The sequence below is a fragment of the Cyanobacterium sp. Dongsha4 genome (assembly GCF_036345015.1).
In the GTDB taxonomy this organism is placed as follows: domain Bacteria; phylum Cyanobacteriota; class Cyanobacteriia; order Cyanobacteriales; family Cyanobacteriaceae; genus PCC-10605.
Window position 1 is genome coordinate 1,125,868 of the sequence record NZ_CP084098.1, and the last position, 16,789, is coordinate 1,142,656.

Sequence of the window (16,789 nt, forward strand, 5' to 3'; positions counted from 1 at the left end):
TAGGTTTCAGGTATTAAGGTTCGTGTTAATTAAAAACTTTGAACTCAGCTAGGTTAATGAAAAAGTGATTTCAATTGCTTAACTGTTCAGTACGATTAGGGGTTTCTGTATTGCTTCCTGTAAAACTTTGGAAAAGGGCAAAACCTGTGATCGCAGCTATAACAATACCGCCAACAATACCCGCCATTTTCAGTTTATTATTTTTTGGTTCGGGTTCAATGGTATCCTCCGTTGGGTCTTCTGAATGGGCATAACGATGGAATAAGAAATCTAAAGCATAATTTCGTAATTCATAATATCTAGGATCTTCCGTGATTTGGGAACGATTACGGGGACGAGAAAAGGGAATATCAAGAATTTCGCCAATTTTTGCACTAGGACCATTGGTCATCATCACGAGGCGATCGCACAAAAAGAGAGCTTCATCAATATCATGGGTAATCATCATTACCGTTAAATTGTGTTCAGCACAAATTTGTAATAATTCCTCTTGTAACTCTTCCTTGGTAATAGCATCCAACGCCCCAAAAGGTTCATCTAAAATCAAAACTTCAGGACGAATCGCCAAGGCACGGGCAATGGCAACCCTTTGTTTCATACCCCCAGAGATTTGATTAGGCTTTTTCTGAGCGGCTTCGGTTAAACCAACCATTGCTAAATGCTCTTTAACAATAGTGTCTTTTTCCTGTTTATTTTTGTCAGGATAAACTGCATTAACCGCTAAATAAACGTTTTCATAGACCGTTTTCCAAGGAAGCAGACAGTAGTTCTGAAATACCATCATGCGATCGGGTCCGGGTTCAGCAATTACTTTATCTTTGAGAGTTACTTTACCAGTGGTGGGCTGATTGAAACCTGAAACCATGTTAAGCATAGTTGATTTACCGCACCCCGAATGTCCGATAACACAGATAAATTCTCCTTCCTTAACGGTTAGGTTGACTCCTTCCAAAACTGTGTAATTTCCGTTGGCAGTAGGATACACTTTGGAAATATCTTCAATGGTTAAAAATTCTGTTTTGGCTAAAGTAGTAGTTTTTTCCTCAGTATTCATTAAACTTTGCATGGCGTTTTAGTAGTGAATAAGTGTTAATTAAGAAAGTAAAAGGGTAAAGTAAAAGGGAGAAAGATCAAAGGTAAATAGTGAATAGTAAATAGTTGAGAATTAAGAATTAAAAACTCCGAACACTCACTACTTGTTTGCCCCCCTTACCTCATCACCTCATTTCCCTCTCCCCCGAACTCCGTGCCGCTTTGCGGAACGAGCGCTCGAGCGTTCTCCCAGAACCTTAACTCCTGACTCCTGCGTTAATTTCGATTTCCGATACTTCAAAATCACGGCTGATGGTGAATCTTTCTAAATAACCGATGGGGTCATCTGGATTGAATACCATCTTGTCAAAGAGTTGGAAGGAGGTGCGATCGCTCTCTAGGTCTGGAATACCTAATTGACGACAGGCTTCCCCAAATAAATCGGGGCGACGAACTCGATCGATTATTTCTACCCAGTTGCGGGGGAAAGGAGTATAACCCCATCTTGCTAATTGAGTTAAAATCCAGAGGGCTTCTACTCTCCCCGGACAGTTGGCGCGATCGACATGAAACTGATTAAACCTCAACAGGGGTTCAATTTTCGTGCCGTAATTGTAAGGGTCAACAAAACCGGGGCGAATATATTTTGGCTCAACTCCTACATATTCGGGACGAGCTAATATTTCCACAATTTCTTCTCGATTACGGCGATCATCACAGTAAGCACAAGCCTCTATCAATGCTTTAATTAAAGCCAAGTGAGTTTGCGGATATGCTTGAGCCCAATCTTCTCTCACTCCCAATACTTTTTCTGGATGACTAGCCCAGATGTCCAAATCAGTGGCAATGACATAGCCAACGTCCTGTAAAACTGCCTCAGAGTTCCAAGGTTCGCCGACGCAATAACCGTCAATATTACCTGCTTTTAGGTTTGCTATCATCTGTGGAGGAGGAATCACCGTTAAATTGACATCATTATCAGGGTCAATTCCCCCCGAAGCTAACCAGTAACGCAACATCAGGTTGTGCATAGAAGCGGGATGTACCATGCCAAATGTGTGTACAGTATCTGGAGTTTGATGGATAATTTCCCTTAACCCATGAACATCGGTAACTCCCATTTCTTGAAATTTTTTCCCTAGGGTAATAGCGTTACCATTACGACTTAAAACAAGGGAAGTGATGATGGGAATAGGTGTTTTACCTCCTGCTCCCACAGTCATACTAAGAGGCATTCCTGCTACCATTTGCGCCCCGTCAAGGCGTTTTTCGGCTACTCCTCTAGCGATATGTTGCCATGAATCCTCCCTAATAAGGTTTACTTCTTCTAAGCCATATTCAGCAAAAATACCTTTTTCTTTGGCAATAACTAAAGGTGCACAGTCGGTTAAGGGAATAAAACCGATATTGAGATTAATTTTTTCTAAACCGTTACGGGCAATTACTTGAGGACTAGCAGTAACTTTGTTTTTGTTCGATCGCTTCTGTTGATTGAGGAAGTAAACGATTTCATTACGGAGACTGTAATAACTGGGATGATTTACCACTTCTAACCGTTGCCTTGGTCGGGGGATTGGTACTTCGAGAATCTGCCCAATATGAGCCTCTGGCCCCGTAGTTAACATGACAATGCGATCGCTCAATAATAATGCCTCGTCCACATCATGAGTTACCATGACACAGGTTACATGATTTTCCTGCACAATCTGCATTAAACTTTCTTGCAAATTCCCTCTAGTTAAAGCATCCAACGCCCCAAAAGGTTCATCTAATAGTAATACTTTTGGTTTTGTTGCCAAAGCACGTGCGATCGCAACTCTTTGTTTCATCCCCCCAGAAAGTTGATTAGGACGCTTATTAGCGGCGTGTCTTAATCCGACAAGAGCAATATTTTCCTCGATAATTGCCTTTCTTTCTCCTTCGGGATAATGACGTAAAACTCGATTAACCGCAAGGGCGATGTTTTCCCTAACCGTCAACCAAGGTAGCAAAGAGTAATTTTGAAATACTACCATGCGTTCGGGACCGGGTTCAGTAACTTCCTTACCTTCAAGAATAACTCCCCCATGAGTAGGATTGAGTAAACCTGCGATCATATTTAACAGCGTTGATTTACCACAACCAGAATGTCCCACAAGAGAAATAAACTCACCTTTTTGAATGGAAAAATCAATATTTCTTAGGGCAATATATTCACCACCATTAGCCAGAGGAAATATTTTATCAACGTGATCAATTTCAATAAAATTTGACATCTTTTTTAATGAATAATTAATAATAATTAAAAGGTTTCAGGTTTCAGGTTTCAGGTTTCAGGTTTTATTTCTCTGACATTGGCATTAATGAGTAAGATATTTTTTAATTTCTCCCCATGCTTCCCATGCCTCCCTCTCTCCCCACTCCCCACTCCCTACTCCTAACCCCGAACTCCGAACTCCGAACTCGTTATCTATTTTTGTTCACCCGGAACAACAATACTAGCGATAAAACCAACGAATCTATCTAGCAATAAACCGACTATACCAACATAAATTAAAGCAATAATAATTTCACTCATTAAAGAGCTGTTATAAGCATCCCAAATAAAGAAGCCAATACCCACACCACCAATTAACATTTCTGCGGCCACAATTGCTAACCAAGATAAACCGATACCGATTCTTAAACCAGTGAAAATATAGGGAACTGAAGCAGGAAATAAGATGTTAAAAAAGTATTCAGTTTTAGATAATTTTAACACCCTAGAAACGTTAGTATAATCTTGAGGAATTTTTTGTACTCCTACGGTTGTATTGATAATAATAGGCCAAATAGCAGTAATGAAAATAACAAAAATAGCCGAGGGTTCTGCTTCTTGAAATGCGGCTAAAGCAATGGGTAGCCAAGCAAGAGGAGGAATAGTTCTTAATACTTGAAAAATAGGATCTACCGCATCATAAATAACTTTATTTGCCCCAATTAGAATACCTAAACCAATCCCAACTATTGCCGCTAAAGAAAATCCGATCGCAACTCTTGTTAAACTGGCAAAAATTTGAATTGCCAACCCTTTATCTGTACCGCCATTATCAAAAAAGGGATCAATAATTAACGGATAAGTATCTTCAAAAACCTGAACAGGACTAGGTAAATTTGAGGATTCACCACTGCAAACAATTTGCCAAATTACTAAAAATACGATGATAGCAACCGCAGGACGAATTACTTTTTTAGAATACAAAAAGCTGAGGGGATTTTTTTTGCGGAGTTTTAAATTAATACTAGAATTAGCCATAGTTAAAAAAGGAATGATTTGAATAAAAAATAAAATATAAGGTGATCATTTTTAGCTAAGTTGTTGTGGCAAAGAGAAGTAAGTTAGACGCATTTTACTTATATTATTTATTGGTTGATAGAAAATAAATAATACTCATAATTATTGCCCCTTGCCTCTCGCCTCTTGCCTACCTTAACTGAGGATTATTGATGTGAAGTTTATGTTAAGCCTTAATAGCTTTGATTTTGAGACTATCTAAATAGGCTTGAGGATTTTCTGGATCAAATGTGACACCATCAAAGAAGGTTTCAACCCCACGAGATGGGCTACTAGGTATTTCCGACTCAGGCACACCTAAAGCCGTTGCCGCTTCTCTCCATAAGTCTTCCCTATTAACTTCATCCACAATTTTCTTGGTATCAGTGGAAGCAGGAATATAACCCCAACGGATATTTTCTGTTAAAAACCATAAGTCATGACTCTTGTAAGGATAAGAAGCGTTATCAGTCCAGTATTTTTGCATTAACTCTGTATCTTCAAAAGTTGGGTCTCCATTACCAAAGTTATATATACCCTTGGAGCGATCGATAATATCTTCAAAAGGTACTTTAAACCATTCCCGTTTAGAGACAATTTGACACATTTCCTCTTTATTTTCGGGCTTATCACACCACTGTTGAGCTTCCAACACAGCCATTAATAGGGCTTTAGCGGCTTTAGGATTAGCGTCAACCCAATCTTTGCGCATACCAAAGGCTTTTTCAGGATGGTCTTTCCAAAGTTGCCCTGTGGTAATTGCTTGATAACCTACTCCCTGATTGACGGTTTGTAAAGGCCAAGGCTCACCCACACAGAATGATTCCATTGCATTAACTTTAACGTTTGCTACCATTTGAGCAGGAGGTACAACAATAGTGGAAAACTCTTTACCCGGTTCTAATCCACCTGCGGCTAACCAGTAACGAATCCAGCAGTCATGAGTTCCTCCGGGGAATGTCATTGCTACTTTTGGATCAGTTACTTTGGCAAATGCTTCTTTGAGAGGGGATGTATCTAAACCAACTTTAAGATCTTTATAGTTATTTCCCAACATGATACCCTGACCATTGACGTTTAACCGTGCCAAAATATACATTGGAGTGGGTTTACCATCAGTTACAGTTCCCATACTAATTAAGTAGGGCATGGGGGTTAAAATATGGGCTCCATCTATACCGCCACTAGCTGAACCTAAAACTAAGTTATCACGGGTTGTTCCCCAAGAAGCCTGTTTAATTACTTCGACATCAGGCATCCCGTATTTTGCATAAAAACCCTTTTCTTTAGCGATAATTAAGGGGGCGGCATCAGTGAGGGCGATAAAGCCTAATTTTGCTCCAGTTACTTCGGGTGCATCTTCTGGAGAAATAACGGGGGTGTTTTCAGGAGTGGTATTTTCAGTGGTGGTTTGATTTCCCCCTCCTTGGGCACAACCGTGTAAAATTGCAGTGGTTAGGGCTGTTGCCCCTGTGGTGAAGATAAATTTACGTCGGGATAGTTTGGACATGAACTATAAATTTCTAAGTAATTTAAACATTTCTTAAGTTTGATGTACATAAATTTAAAACTTTATTTTTTCTTTATTTTGTATGTTTAGTCACATTTTCTTGAAAATTTGCAGTAAATGAATTTTATTTATTCTAAATCTGCATATTGATGAAAAATAATGGTTAATCACTAACAATTTTGATTTTTCCTTGGCAGGATAATTCCTCTTCATTAAGGATTAAATTGCTAATAGCAACATCATTTCCTAGATCTACTTCAAATTCTTTAATAACTACTATTTCTGGGAATAAAATGCTGTTAATTTCAATGGGATTAAAAAGTAAAGTATGGTCATTTTTCAAGGTTAAACCAGTGGTAATATTTATATCTGATAATTCTTCTTTTTGATTTTTTATTTGTCCTTTTATAATCACTTTTTCTGTATATAAACTAATATTTTGCCAATAAAAGCTATATTTTTCTAAGATTGATACTGGATTGTTTATTTCTTTATAATCTAATAGTAAAGCTAATAAATCTATTAATCCTTGGGTTAGCAATTTTGAAGCTAATGATTTTTGAATATCTTTTTTCTTTAGTTTAATTTCTCCTTCTGCAAAAATAGGATGTAATAATTTTAATGGTTTTCCTCTTAATATGCCTCCTAAATTAACTGCTATTTCTTCAGTTTTTACTTGGGCATGATTAATATAAATTCCCTGATAGTTGGCTTTTTCTGCTGATAGAAAAACTCGCTCTATTTTTCCTCTTAAAATTTGTCTATCTCCTGCATGAATTTCTATGTTTAATGTTTCAATTTCTTGCAGTTGCGATCGCACCCATAGTTTAATAGCAGGGGTAAGGATGTGAGAAATAATCTCTGATTTATGTTTTACCATCAGCTTTCAGGATATAGTTATTAAATTTTTGGTTTGAGCTTTGAATTTTATCATTGATTAATTGATAATTGAAACTAGCAGGGTGAATTAATCACAACAAACTAATTGTTGATGAAGAATAACTAAAAACAAACAAGGGATTGAGACTTTTTAGTCTAATTAAAATAAGCCAATTATGGAAAGAGTACAAAAAATTTTAAGGGAATGGGGTATTGCTTCTCGTCGAGAAGGGGAAAAAATGATTTTAGAAGGGCGGGTAAAAGTTAATGGTGTCACGGTGAAATTAGGTGATCTTGCTTCGGCTCAAAGAGATAAAATAGAGGTAGATGGAAAGTTGTTAACCCCACAGCGAAAACCATCTTTAATTTATTTATTACTCAACAAACCAAAAGGATATATATGTACTTGCGATGATCCCCGTCAAAGAAAAACAGTTATGGATTTGTTACCAGCAGAATTAAGAATGGGTTGCGGTATTCATCCTGTGGGAAGACTCGATCGCAATTCCACTGGAGCGTTAATATTAACTAATGATGGTGCATTAACTGTTCATTTAACTCATCCTCGGTATAATCATCCCAAAACCTATTCAGTGACACTTAGAGGTAAAATCCCCCATAGATTCATCAAGAAATGGGCAGAGGGGTTTATGTGGGAAGGGAAAAAAACTCTCCCAGCAGAGATTAATATTAATTACCAAGATGAGCAGAAAACTCAAATGCAAATCACCCTCACAGAAGGAAGAAATAGACAAATCCGAAAAATTGCCGAACTTTTTGGCTATCCTGTAATTAGTTTACATAGAAGTGCGATCGCATTTTTGAATGTTTCGGCTCTTTCAACGGGAGAATATCGCTATCTAACCACAAAAGAAGTTAATTATCTAAAACAATTACATTCTCAATAATTGTCCTTATTTTACTTACTTAATCCGTTTAATTATCCCAACTAATTTAATTAATTTTTTTATACTGTTTTATCTTTCTAGTAACAATTATGTTATTCCCTCGATTTTTTGCTTCTAAATCATCCTCTGAAACTATAGATTACGACGCTATCAGAAAAACAAAATTAGAAGAAATTGGTCAGATACTAAAACAAAAAAGACTGGATTTAGATTATAGTAAAGAACTTATCAGTAATCAAGTTCATATTCCTATTACTACAATAAACGCGATCGAGAATGCAGATTTAACTCATTTACCTGAACCTGTTTTTATTAAACAAATTATCAAAAAATATGCTAATTACTTAAAGATAAATGGAGAAGAATTAAGTAACAATTTTCCCTTAGAAAATAATCAAAAAGTACAAAAAAAACATCTCAAAAAATCATCTAACTTTAAGTTTAATATTCAACTATCTCCTAAATATTTATATCTAATTTACTTATTTTTAATCCTATTTTCTATTAAAAGTTTGAGCAATATTTTAGAATTTAGAGAATTTCAAGAAACTAAACTACCCCAAACAAAAATAGTAGAAACAGATTCCACCAAGCAAAATAAACAACCCCAAGCCATTCCTGCCGTAGAAAAAAAAGAAGAACCAGTTAAATCCGAGCCAGAAGAATTAAACTTAAAACTCACCGTTAAACAAGATGCTTGGGTAAGAATAATTGTTGATGGTAAACCAGTTTACGAAGGAATTTTAAATCAAGGAACAGAGAAAGAATGGATAGCAAAAGAAAAATTAACCATTCGCACAGGTAACGCAGGAGGAGTAATGATTAGTTTAAACGAGCAAAAAGCAAAAGAATTAGGAAAATTGGGGCAAGTTGAGGAGGTTACTTTTGAACTACCAAAAAGATCGTGAAATTTGTGAATCGTGAAATTTGTGAAATTAAGTAACCTGAGTTCAGGATAAATTTTGTTCTGTGAGTGATAGCGAAAAGAGCAATAATTTGAGTTCGGAGTTCGGAGTTCGGAGTTCGGAGTTAAAATTTAAGATAAAAAAGAAATTTCCCCCCAATACCCTAATCCCCCTAACTAATCTCAGGGCTGTTTCAAAGTAGAAATACAAAAACGCTAAAACTATTGCCAGTAAAAGAATATAGGGTTTTAGAGCTTTGAGGATTAAGAAGTAGTTAAAAATGTTGAGATTATCAATTTATAACCAACCATAAACCATTAAAAACTATTGCCCATTGCAAGAGTGCCTATTCCCTACCTGAGTTCGATGAAAAAAGTATCGAAAAATAAAGCGCCCTCGAGTTATCATCGAGCCAATTTTGGAATAAAAAATTATTAAATTTAGGAAAAACTCATTGAAAATCAATTTATTCAGCTTTTTTGTCAATAATTATTACTTTTAACTCCGTTCACGACCGAAGGGAGTGCATGAGAGCAGCGAACTCTCCGAACTCCGAACTCCGAACTCAAGTATTCCCTGCCTTAACCAGAAAATTTTAGAATGAAACAGCCCTGGGTCTTGAACGGAGTTCGGAGTTAAGATAAAAAAGAATTTTCTCCCTAAAACCTGACACCCGACACCTACTCGGTATTCTTAAACCAAACTGAGTTTAAGTAGGGATTGTTGAAAAACGAATGTCGGGGGTGGGTATAAAACAAGAAACTACTATACAATAAATCTTAATTGAATATACATAATTAACTATGACTACTCCAGAACTTGAAATCAATCAGGAATTTAGCGATTTAGAAGATTTTACCCCCTCTAAAATCAGTCATAAAGACGAAATAGAAACTGTTATTTACAGTTTGGAAGAAAACGATAGTGCCATGGTGCAAAAAACTGATGAGGGATATATCTGGAAATTTCAATATGGCACAGTAGAAGTATTTGTACAGTTGACAGGAGAAACAGACGAAGATTTATTCACGGTTTGGTCTGTTGTTTTACCCTTACCCGCAAAAAATGAAGCTGAATTAATGCGTGTATTATTAGAAATGAATTGGAGTGGAACTTTTGAAACAAATTTCGGTATTTTTAATAATCAAATAGTGCTTTCCACTCAAAGAACAGTTGATGACCTTTCTGCCAGTGAAATATCCCGTGCTATTACCTTAGTGGCAACTCTGGCAGATGAATATGATGAGGAGTTACAGTCTAAATATTTGTAACATTGAATCTACATCTTTCATCAACATGACAACATTTAACAGATTTACTTTTTTCGGTTATTTCGGTTATGGTGAAAACTGAATTCTCTTACTTTGTTTTAACTAATTAAAAGATGTGTCGAGTAGGTGCAAAATTCTGATTTAATCCAAATTAAAGCGGGACTGAACGGACTTGAACCGTTGCTAACAGCGCTTAGGAGGCGCTTGCTCTATCCATCTGAGCTACAGCCCCAAATTTTAAGTTTTGTAAAGAAGATAATTCTAGTTTAGCTAATTTATCGGGTCTTGAACAATTTTTTCTGGTAATTGGGGGAGATTAAATTTCCCGATTAGTTATTAATCAATTTTTACAATCAAAGATTATGATGAGTCGAATCAAAATTTTATCTTGGTTAACTGTGATTTTTTTCAGTTGGACATTGGTAGGTTGTAGTGATACGATCGAAAGTGTTCAAGCCTTCAACAGTGAATCAAAGTCTCCGATTCCAAGGGTGGAAAATATCAGTGAAGTTGCACCCCCTAGACTAATTCAAGAATTAAATAAAAACTTTAGTCAAACTAAACCAGAGGTAAAGATTCTTTCCCCTCAAATAGATGAAATCATTAATTCTCAAGATGTTACTGTTAGTTTACAGGTTAAGGGGTTAGATATATTTAAGGATGAAGAATTAGGAATGGGACCTCATTTACATTTTTTCCTAGATGATCAACCTTATCAAGCTATTTATAGTGCAAGTGAACCTATCATATTGGAAGGTTTAGCCCCCGGTACTCATACTATTAGGGTTTTTGCTTCTCGTCCATGGCATGAAAGTTTTAAAAATCCCACAGCCTACGCTCAAACAACTTTTCATGTTTTTACTGCTACTGAAGACAATAATCCTTCTCAAGATGAGCCTTTACTCACCTATAGCAGACCTCAAGGCACTTATGGAGCAGAGCCGATTATGTTAGACTTTTATTTAACTAATGCTCCCCTTCATGTGGTTGCCCAAGAAAATCCTGCGGATGATATTGCTGACTGGCGCATCAGAGTCACTATTAACGGAGAATCTTTTTTATTGGATACGTGGCAACCCATTTATCTAACTGGTTTTAATGAAGGTCAAAACTGGGTTAAGTTAGAGTATATTGACGAAAATGGTAATGTGATTCAGAATGCTTTTAATAGTACAGTAAGGGCGATAAATTATGATCTTTCCTTTCAGGATACCTTGGCTAAATTGGTGACAGATAAAATTAGTTTAGAGAAGGTGAAAGCTATTGCCCTAAAAGATTATCAAGGGTTACAAGAGGCGAATAGTCAAGAGAAAGAAGAAATTGTTGAGGAAAAAGTAGAAGAAGTGAAAGAAGAAAAATCGGAGATTGTGGAAGAAGAGTTAACTCCAGAAGTCATAGAGGATGAATTAGTTGAAGATGCGGAGGATATAGTCGAACCTTCTGTGAATGAATATAAGCCAGAAAACATAGAGGTAGAAAAGGATAAAAATGTTTTACCGCAAGAAGAAATTGAACCTACCGCAAATTTAACAGAGGAGCAAAATGAGCAAGAAAACATAAGCCAAGAACTAGAAACAAAAGAAAGTCAGCAGGAGGAAATGAATAATTCTGATAATCAATAATCGGTAAAAGTTATTACTAACATCGTTAAAAGGGCAAGGGGTAAAGGGCAATTAAGGATTAGGAATTAAAAACTCCGTTTACGACTTAAAGGAGTGTACGAGCAAAGCGAACTCTTGTCTTCCCTAATACCCTAATCCCCCAATCCCTTACTTCTGTTTCATCACCATCGAAGGATAAATTATTTCAGACAAGGGTTGATGAGATAAGCAATGCCAATGACAGGTAAATAAATCTGGTTCTTGTGTACCTATAGATGCGATCGCAGGTGTGGCAGGGAAAGGCCAAAGACGGTCAAAAATTATCTGTTGCTCTAATAAACGAAATTGCAATAGGTAAACAGAGGGAATTGCTTCGATAGAATCTAATAAATTATCAGCTAAATGACACAGTTTTCGGAAAATATCTGGAGATAAATTACAAGGTTGCTGATAGTCGTTAGGAATCATTCCTTCACTAATTACTGAACCATAAATCAATTTTTCATGGGTAAAAATAATAGGCAACCATAAATCCCCTAAATATTGATTATCTTGACTGGTGTGATAACCAAAATTCTTTTCTACCCATTGTCGTCTTTTTTCTAATTCACGACAAGCAAAATAAATCTTCTGTGCTGGAAAAACAAACCAATCGGGTAATTTAATCGTCAAAGGACAATATACTAAGTTAGATGAAGGGGATGATAACTGTAGAGATTTTGACCACAAATCGGCACCACTAACAATCTCAATTTCTGAATGGGAATTAGACTTTTTCACCCCTCTCGCTAAAGCTCTAGCCATCCTCTCCGCCACAGGGGCATTAGGACTAATTTTACCTCCTTCCACTTGAGCATTGACGATAATGATAACTTTTGACATTCTTTAACTGATGTAGTTCTATACTTTATTATCTCAGTAACGGTAACTTAATTCTTGATTTAACTTGAACTTCTTAGTATTTTTTCATTATTTTTAACCTCGCCATTGATAATAACTTTTCAGGGCATTGCAAATATCCTCTATTTTTACTGGTTTAGAAATATAATCATTCATTCCCACTGCTAAACATTTTTCTTTATCCCCTTCCATAGCATTTGCTGTCATCGCAATAATATAGGGTGATTGTTTTATTGTACATTTCTCTCGTATTTTTTGGGTGGCAGTTATTCCATCTAAAATGGGCATTTGCACATCCATAAAAATTATCTCATATTTTATCTCATTTAATCTATCTAATACTTCCTGTCCATTGTTTACTAAATCTATTTTATAACCTAATTTTGACAAAATTTTTACAGTTATTTTTTGAATGACAAGATTATCTTCTGCTAACAAAATTTTTATATTCTTTTTAAATTGCTCAAGGTTAGACGGCGGTGAATAAATCTTTTCATCAGTTTTGAGAATCTCATTTTTTTCTGCTATAACTTCTAAGCTAATAGAAAAAAGACTGCCCTGATTTAAGGTACTTTTAACTTCGATTTTACCCCCCATCATTTGAATCAATTTTTGACTGATTGCTAATCCTAAACCTGTGCCTTGAGAATGTAAACGAGTTGATTCTACCTGCTCAAATGCCATGAAAATTTTTTCTAATTTGTCTGAAGGAATACCCAAGCCTGTATCCTCAACGACAAAATTTAATTCAACTTTATTTTCAGAGATTGGAATGGCAATAGTTTTAAAAATAATCTTTCCTTGAGGGGTAAATTTAACAGCATTCCCTAAAATATTAATTAGTATTTGTCTTAATCTTTTTTCATCTATTTTGATAGTAACAGGTAAAAAATGACTGTGTTCAATAATAAAATCTAACTTTTTCTTTTGGGCGGCTACTTTAAACATTCCTTCTAGTAAAGTAAGAAAATCCTTAAAATTTACTAATTTTTCTTCTAAAAATAGTTTCCCTGCTTCGATTTTTGATAAGTCTAAAATGTCATTAATTAATGTTAATAAATGTTCTCCCGATTCGTGAATTACCCTTAAATCATGTCTTTGTTTTTCTGTTAAAGCTGTTATGTTATCGAATATTTGTGTTGTTCCTAGAATAATATTTAAAGGTGTTCTTAATTCATGGCTCATATTGGTTAGAAAATTACTTTTCGCTAGGTTAGCAACCTCTGCTTCTCGCTTGGTTTTCTCTAATTCAATATTTTTTTCAATTAAATAATTCCTAGATAATTTTAATTCTTGCAGGGTTTTATCTCTTTCGTGTAGTAAAGCAATAATTAATAAATTAACACAAGCCATTACCGTAATAAAAATTTGTAAGTCAACAAGGGCTTGTTCTTTATTTACACCATCTAAAATAGAGATATTAATGATAGTTTTATTGATACATAAAATTGAAATTAACGCACTAAAATGGTTGGCAATTAAAGCCTTAAATCTAAAAGTACACCAGACTAATGGAAGTAATAAAAAATATTTTAAATGTAAAGAATAGTCAAAGGTAAAATAAACAAAAATAATAGTTATAGAAACAAAAAATATAAGTTCTTTTGTGTTGTTTATATCATTATAAATTAAACTATTTAATTTTCTTTTAAAAGAAGTAAAATTTTTAATGTGATTAAAATATAGCCAGTCTTTCCAAGTAAAAAATAAAGGGGTTATGAGCAGAATTGCTGTAATATTAGAAATCCACCACGTAAACCATGAAGAAACTATCAAGTCTGAACTAATTTTTCCTTGTGAAAATAAAATACTAATACCAAAAGTTGCATTTAATATTGGTGCTAATAAAGCAGAAAAAAAGATAAATTTTCCTACTCTTTGTAGATTTTGTAAAGGAGATTCTTTGCGATTGCCATGGCGAAGATAATAAGCAGATACACCAGTACCAAACATTGTTCCCAATGCCATAATACTAATAGCGATAGTATAAGATATAACAGACCAAAAATTATTAAGGTTAGAAAATGCCCAAAAATTGGCTAAAAATGAACCTAAAAACACACTAGGTAAAACTTTATAACCCCATAAATAGACAAAAGCAACGGCAAAGCCATCGGGAAACCAAACAGGGGTAACGGAATCGGGAGTCGATGCTAACCAACGACATAACAGGGAAATAGCATAATATAGTAGGGCGAAGAGAAGTAAGACAAAAGGATTGCCTATTTTTCTAATCTCAAAACCATTGATGAGGTTTTTTGCTTTAAATATCATCGTTGATTAGGCATGGTGCTTCAATGTTATATAAAACTTAATACCTGTGCTAAGGTATGGGTAAGGTTATTGATACTGTAATAATTTTCGCATCTCTGACGGGCTAGTTTGCCCCTTTGTTGTGCCTCTTCATAGTCACTGAAAAGAAGACTTATTTGTTGTGCAATTTCTGTGGGAGATTGGGGATTGATTAAGTAGCCTGTATCGCTCAAAATGTGGGGAATTTCTCCTACTTTCGTGGCGATTATGGGTTTTGCCATTGCCATTGCTTCAATCAATTCTAAGGGGCATTTAGCAATATTTGCTGGAAGATTATGGGGGGTTATCATCATTATATGGGAAAGTGCGATCGCATTTTGAATTTGGTCAAAAGATTGAGGTTGTATAGTAATTATCCATTTTCCCCATTTTTGCTGTAACTGTTGATAGTAGTCTTTATTTTCTGGATTTCCCCCCACTAAAATTAATCTTAACTGAGGATTATTTAATTGATCTAAGGCGGTTAGTATATCTTCTATGCCTTGCCCTGTTTTACAAGTGCCTGTTACCATTAAGAGTTTATAGTTATTTAAGCCGTATTTTTCTCTCAATTCCTCTTCATTAAAATTGTCAGGGTTAAATACTTGAGTATCTCTAACATTAGGTAAATAAGTGCCACCATAACGGTATTCGAGAAACTTACTACTAACCGTAATGCCACCAACACGATTCATTGCCTTTTCCAACCATTTCAAATAAAGAGGATGCCCCGGTTTTCTCAAATCGCTATTTTGATTAAAAACATCATGGAAAATCTGCCCTTGATATTGCCAATCATCTCCGCCCCATTCTCCCATTTCCCAATCATCTAAATCGAGAATTAAAGGCCTTTTCCCTCGCCATGCTTTTATCAAACCAACTCCAAAACTACTTAATTGCGGTTTAATAACATATAAAATATCTCCGTCAATTTCCCCACTTAAGTCAAACATCGTTTTTACCAAAGAGGGTAAGGGTTTACCATGAAAATAAGTGATAGGCAAACCATAAGGGGGAGAAGGATAAATTTCATCACCGAAAAGAAAGCCATAGATATTTACCTGATAACCTAACTTTTGTAACCCTTGAGAAATAGTGTAACCCCTTGTTGTGCCGTGAAGGGATAAATCGGGTATTAAGACAGAGATTTTTTTTTCACTCATCAGTTTCAGGTTAAATAAAAAGGTATCAGGAGTCAGAATTTAGGGTGTTAGGGTATTAGATTTAGCCAACCACAAGTATCTTAAATTAATAATTACTGATTACTAATTCTCCACCTTTCCATTCTAAACAATCGCTCATTTTTTCTCCATCATGATAGGCGGCAAGTAATATTTCGCTAGTTTTTCCCAATACTATATTACCTGTGTGAGAAATTGCGATCGCACCTAAGTCTCTTTTATTTTCCAACGCCTCTTTCATGGATTTTCCCATTGCTTCAGTTAAAGACAAACCATCAGTAACACGAATAACAATTTTTGCCGCTAAACACTCATCGATAATATCTTCTCCAATACCCGTGCAACTTACCCCTGCATAACTATTGGCATAATTACCCGCAGGCATAGCCGAATCGCTAACCCTTCCCACCTTTTCTAAACCTTTACCGCCTGTGGAAGTACCTGCACTTATCCTACCATATTGATCTAATGCTACCACCCCAATAGTACCCCTACGAGCATTCGAGTTAACTTCTGCTACCACTCCAGCCATTTTCCTTGTAAAATTATCTTTTCTTTCTTCCATCCACTCTTGCAAACGTAAGTCTGTTAAAGGATCATAAATAGGTAACTGTAATTCTCTGAGTAATTCTGCACTCCCGTAATCTGATAAAACTCTATCTTCTTTATTTTGAAGGATATTCGCTAAATTAATCGGATTTTTGACCTTAGAAACATTAATTACACCACTAAATCTCTGTCTTTCTCCATCCATTAAAGAAGCACTCATTCTAATTTGTCCATCTGATTGTAATACAGAACCTGTACCAGCATTAAAACGGGGGTTATCCTCCAATAGTTGACAACCTTTGATAACTGCTTCTGTGGAACTTTTCCCCTCTAACAACAAATTATAAACTTCTGTAACGATACCATAAAGAGATTCTCGTATTGCTGTTAATCCTCCCTCACCCTTTAATGAACTTCCTGCTCCGCCATGTATAATAAGTTTTGGTTGTACTTTACTGGTCATAATTAT

General features: G+C 35.5%; 13 protein-coding genes and 1 tRNA gene. 4 read left to right on the forward strand and 10 right to left on the reverse strand.

Translation table 11 applies throughout. The annotated features are described in order from the left end of the window. Positions 1-70: 70 nt before the first annotated feature. The 5 genes from Dongsha4_RS04790 to Dongsha4_RS04810 form a co-directional block, all read right to left on the reverse strand. Complete coding sequence (locus Dongsha4_RS04790; protein ID WP_330204591.1) at positions 71-1,066, reverse strand: nitrate ABC transporter ATP-binding protein; 996 nt, start codon at positions 1,064-1,066, stop codon at positions 71-73. A gap of 223 nt (positions 1,067-1,289) precedes the next feature. Further along, the gene (locus Dongsha4_RS04795) at positions 1,290-3,287 is read right to left on the reverse strand and encodes a nitrate ABC transporter ATP-binding protein (protein WP_330204592.1); all 1,998 of its coding nucleotides are present in this window, start codon (positions 3,285-3,287) and stop codon (positions 1,290-1,292) included. Positions 3,288-3,481: 194 nt separating this feature from the next. Next, positions 3,482-4,306 (reverse strand): nitrate ABC transporter permease, encoded by an 825-nt coding sequence (gene ntrB, locus Dongsha4_RS04800; RefSeq protein WP_330204593.1) that lies wholly within the window; start codon positions 4,304-4,306, stop codon positions 3,482-3,484. Between the two features lie 205 nt (positions 4,307-4,511). After that, positions 4,512-5,834: a CmpA/NrtA family ABC transporter substrate-binding protein gene (locus Dongsha4_RS04805; RefSeq protein ID WP_330204594.1), complete on the reverse strand. Its 1,323-nt coding sequence runs from the start codon at positions 5,832-5,834 to the stop codon at positions 4,512-4,514. 163 nt (positions 5,835-5,997) lie between these two features. Further along, positions 5,998-6,714, reverse strand: a complete 717-nt coding sequence (locus Dongsha4_RS04810) for a DUF2993 domain-containing protein (protein WP_330204595.1) — start codon at positions 6,712-6,714, stop codon at positions 5,998-6,000. Between the two features lie 172 nt (positions 6,715-6,886). Between Dongsha4_RS04810 and Dongsha4_RS04815 the strand changes: the two genes are divergently transcribed. The 3 genes from Dongsha4_RS04815 (at position 6,887) to Dongsha4_RS04825 (ending at position 9,797) form a co-directional block, all read left to right on the forward strand. Beyond that, the gene (locus Dongsha4_RS04815; RefSeq protein WP_330205391.1) at positions 6,887-7,621 is read left to right on the forward strand and encodes a pseudouridine synthase; all 735 of its coding nucleotides are present in this window, start codon (positions 6,887-6,889) and stop codon (positions 7,619-7,621) included. A gap of 89 nt (positions 7,622-7,710) precedes the next feature. Then, entirely contained in the window at positions 7,711-8,529 is an 819-nt protein-coding gene (locus tag Dongsha4_RS04820; protein WP_330204596.1) for a helix-turn-helix domain-containing protein, read from the forward strand. An 800-nt stretch (positions 8,530-9,329) separates the two neighbouring features. After that, positions 9,330-9,797 (forward strand): YbjN domain-containing protein, encoded by a 468-nt coding sequence (locus tag Dongsha4_RS04825; RefSeq protein ID WP_330204597.1) that lies wholly within the window; start codon positions 9,330-9,332, stop codon positions 9,795-9,797. A gap of 157 nt (positions 9,798-9,954) precedes the next feature. On the opposite strand, the gene Dongsha4_RS04830 is transcribed toward Dongsha4_RS04825, so the two are convergent. Further along, positions 9,955-10,029, reverse strand: a tRNA-Arg gene (locus Dongsha4_RS04830). A 130-nt stretch (positions 10,030-10,159) separates the two neighbouring features. Here Dongsha4_RS04830 and Dongsha4_RS04835 point away from each other — a divergent pair. After that, positions 10,160-11,419 carry a hypothetical protein gene (locus Dongsha4_RS04835; protein ID WP_330204598.1) on the forward strand — a complete coding sequence of 420 codons (1,260 nt, stop codon included), beginning with the start codon at positions 10,160-10,162 and terminating at the stop codon, positions 11,417-11,419. Between the two features lie 147 nt (positions 11,420-11,566). On the opposite strand, the gene Dongsha4_RS04840 is transcribed toward Dongsha4_RS04835, so the two are convergent. The 4 genes from Dongsha4_RS04840 to Dongsha4_RS04855 all read right to left on the reverse strand — a co-directional run bounded on the left by Dongsha4_RS04840 (position 11,567) and on the right by Dongsha4_RS04855 (position 16,783). Beyond that, complete coding sequence (locus Dongsha4_RS04840; protein ID WP_330204599.1) at positions 11,567-12,280, reverse strand: hypothetical protein; 714 nt, start codon at positions 12,278-12,280, stop codon at positions 11,567-11,569. A gap of 93 nt (positions 12,281-12,373) precedes the next feature. Then, entirely contained in the window at positions 12,374-14,572 is a 2,199-nt protein-coding gene (locus Dongsha4_RS04845; protein WP_330204600.1) for an MASE1 domain-containing protein, read from the reverse strand. Positions 14,573-14,598: 26 nt separating this feature from the next. Beyond that, on the reverse strand, positions 14,599-15,753 hold the full coding sequence (locus Dongsha4_RS04850; RefSeq protein ID WP_330204601.1) for a glycosyltransferase: 1,155 nt from the start codon (positions 15,751-15,753) through the stop codon (positions 14,599-14,601). Between the two features lie 85 nt (positions 15,754-15,838). After that, positions 15,839-16,783 (reverse strand): isoaspartyl peptidase/L-asparaginase, encoded by a 945-nt coding sequence (locus Dongsha4_RS04855; RefSeq protein ID WP_330204602.1) that lies wholly within the window; start codon positions 16,781-16,783, stop codon positions 15,839-15,841. Positions 16,784-16,789: the final 6 nt, after the last annotated feature.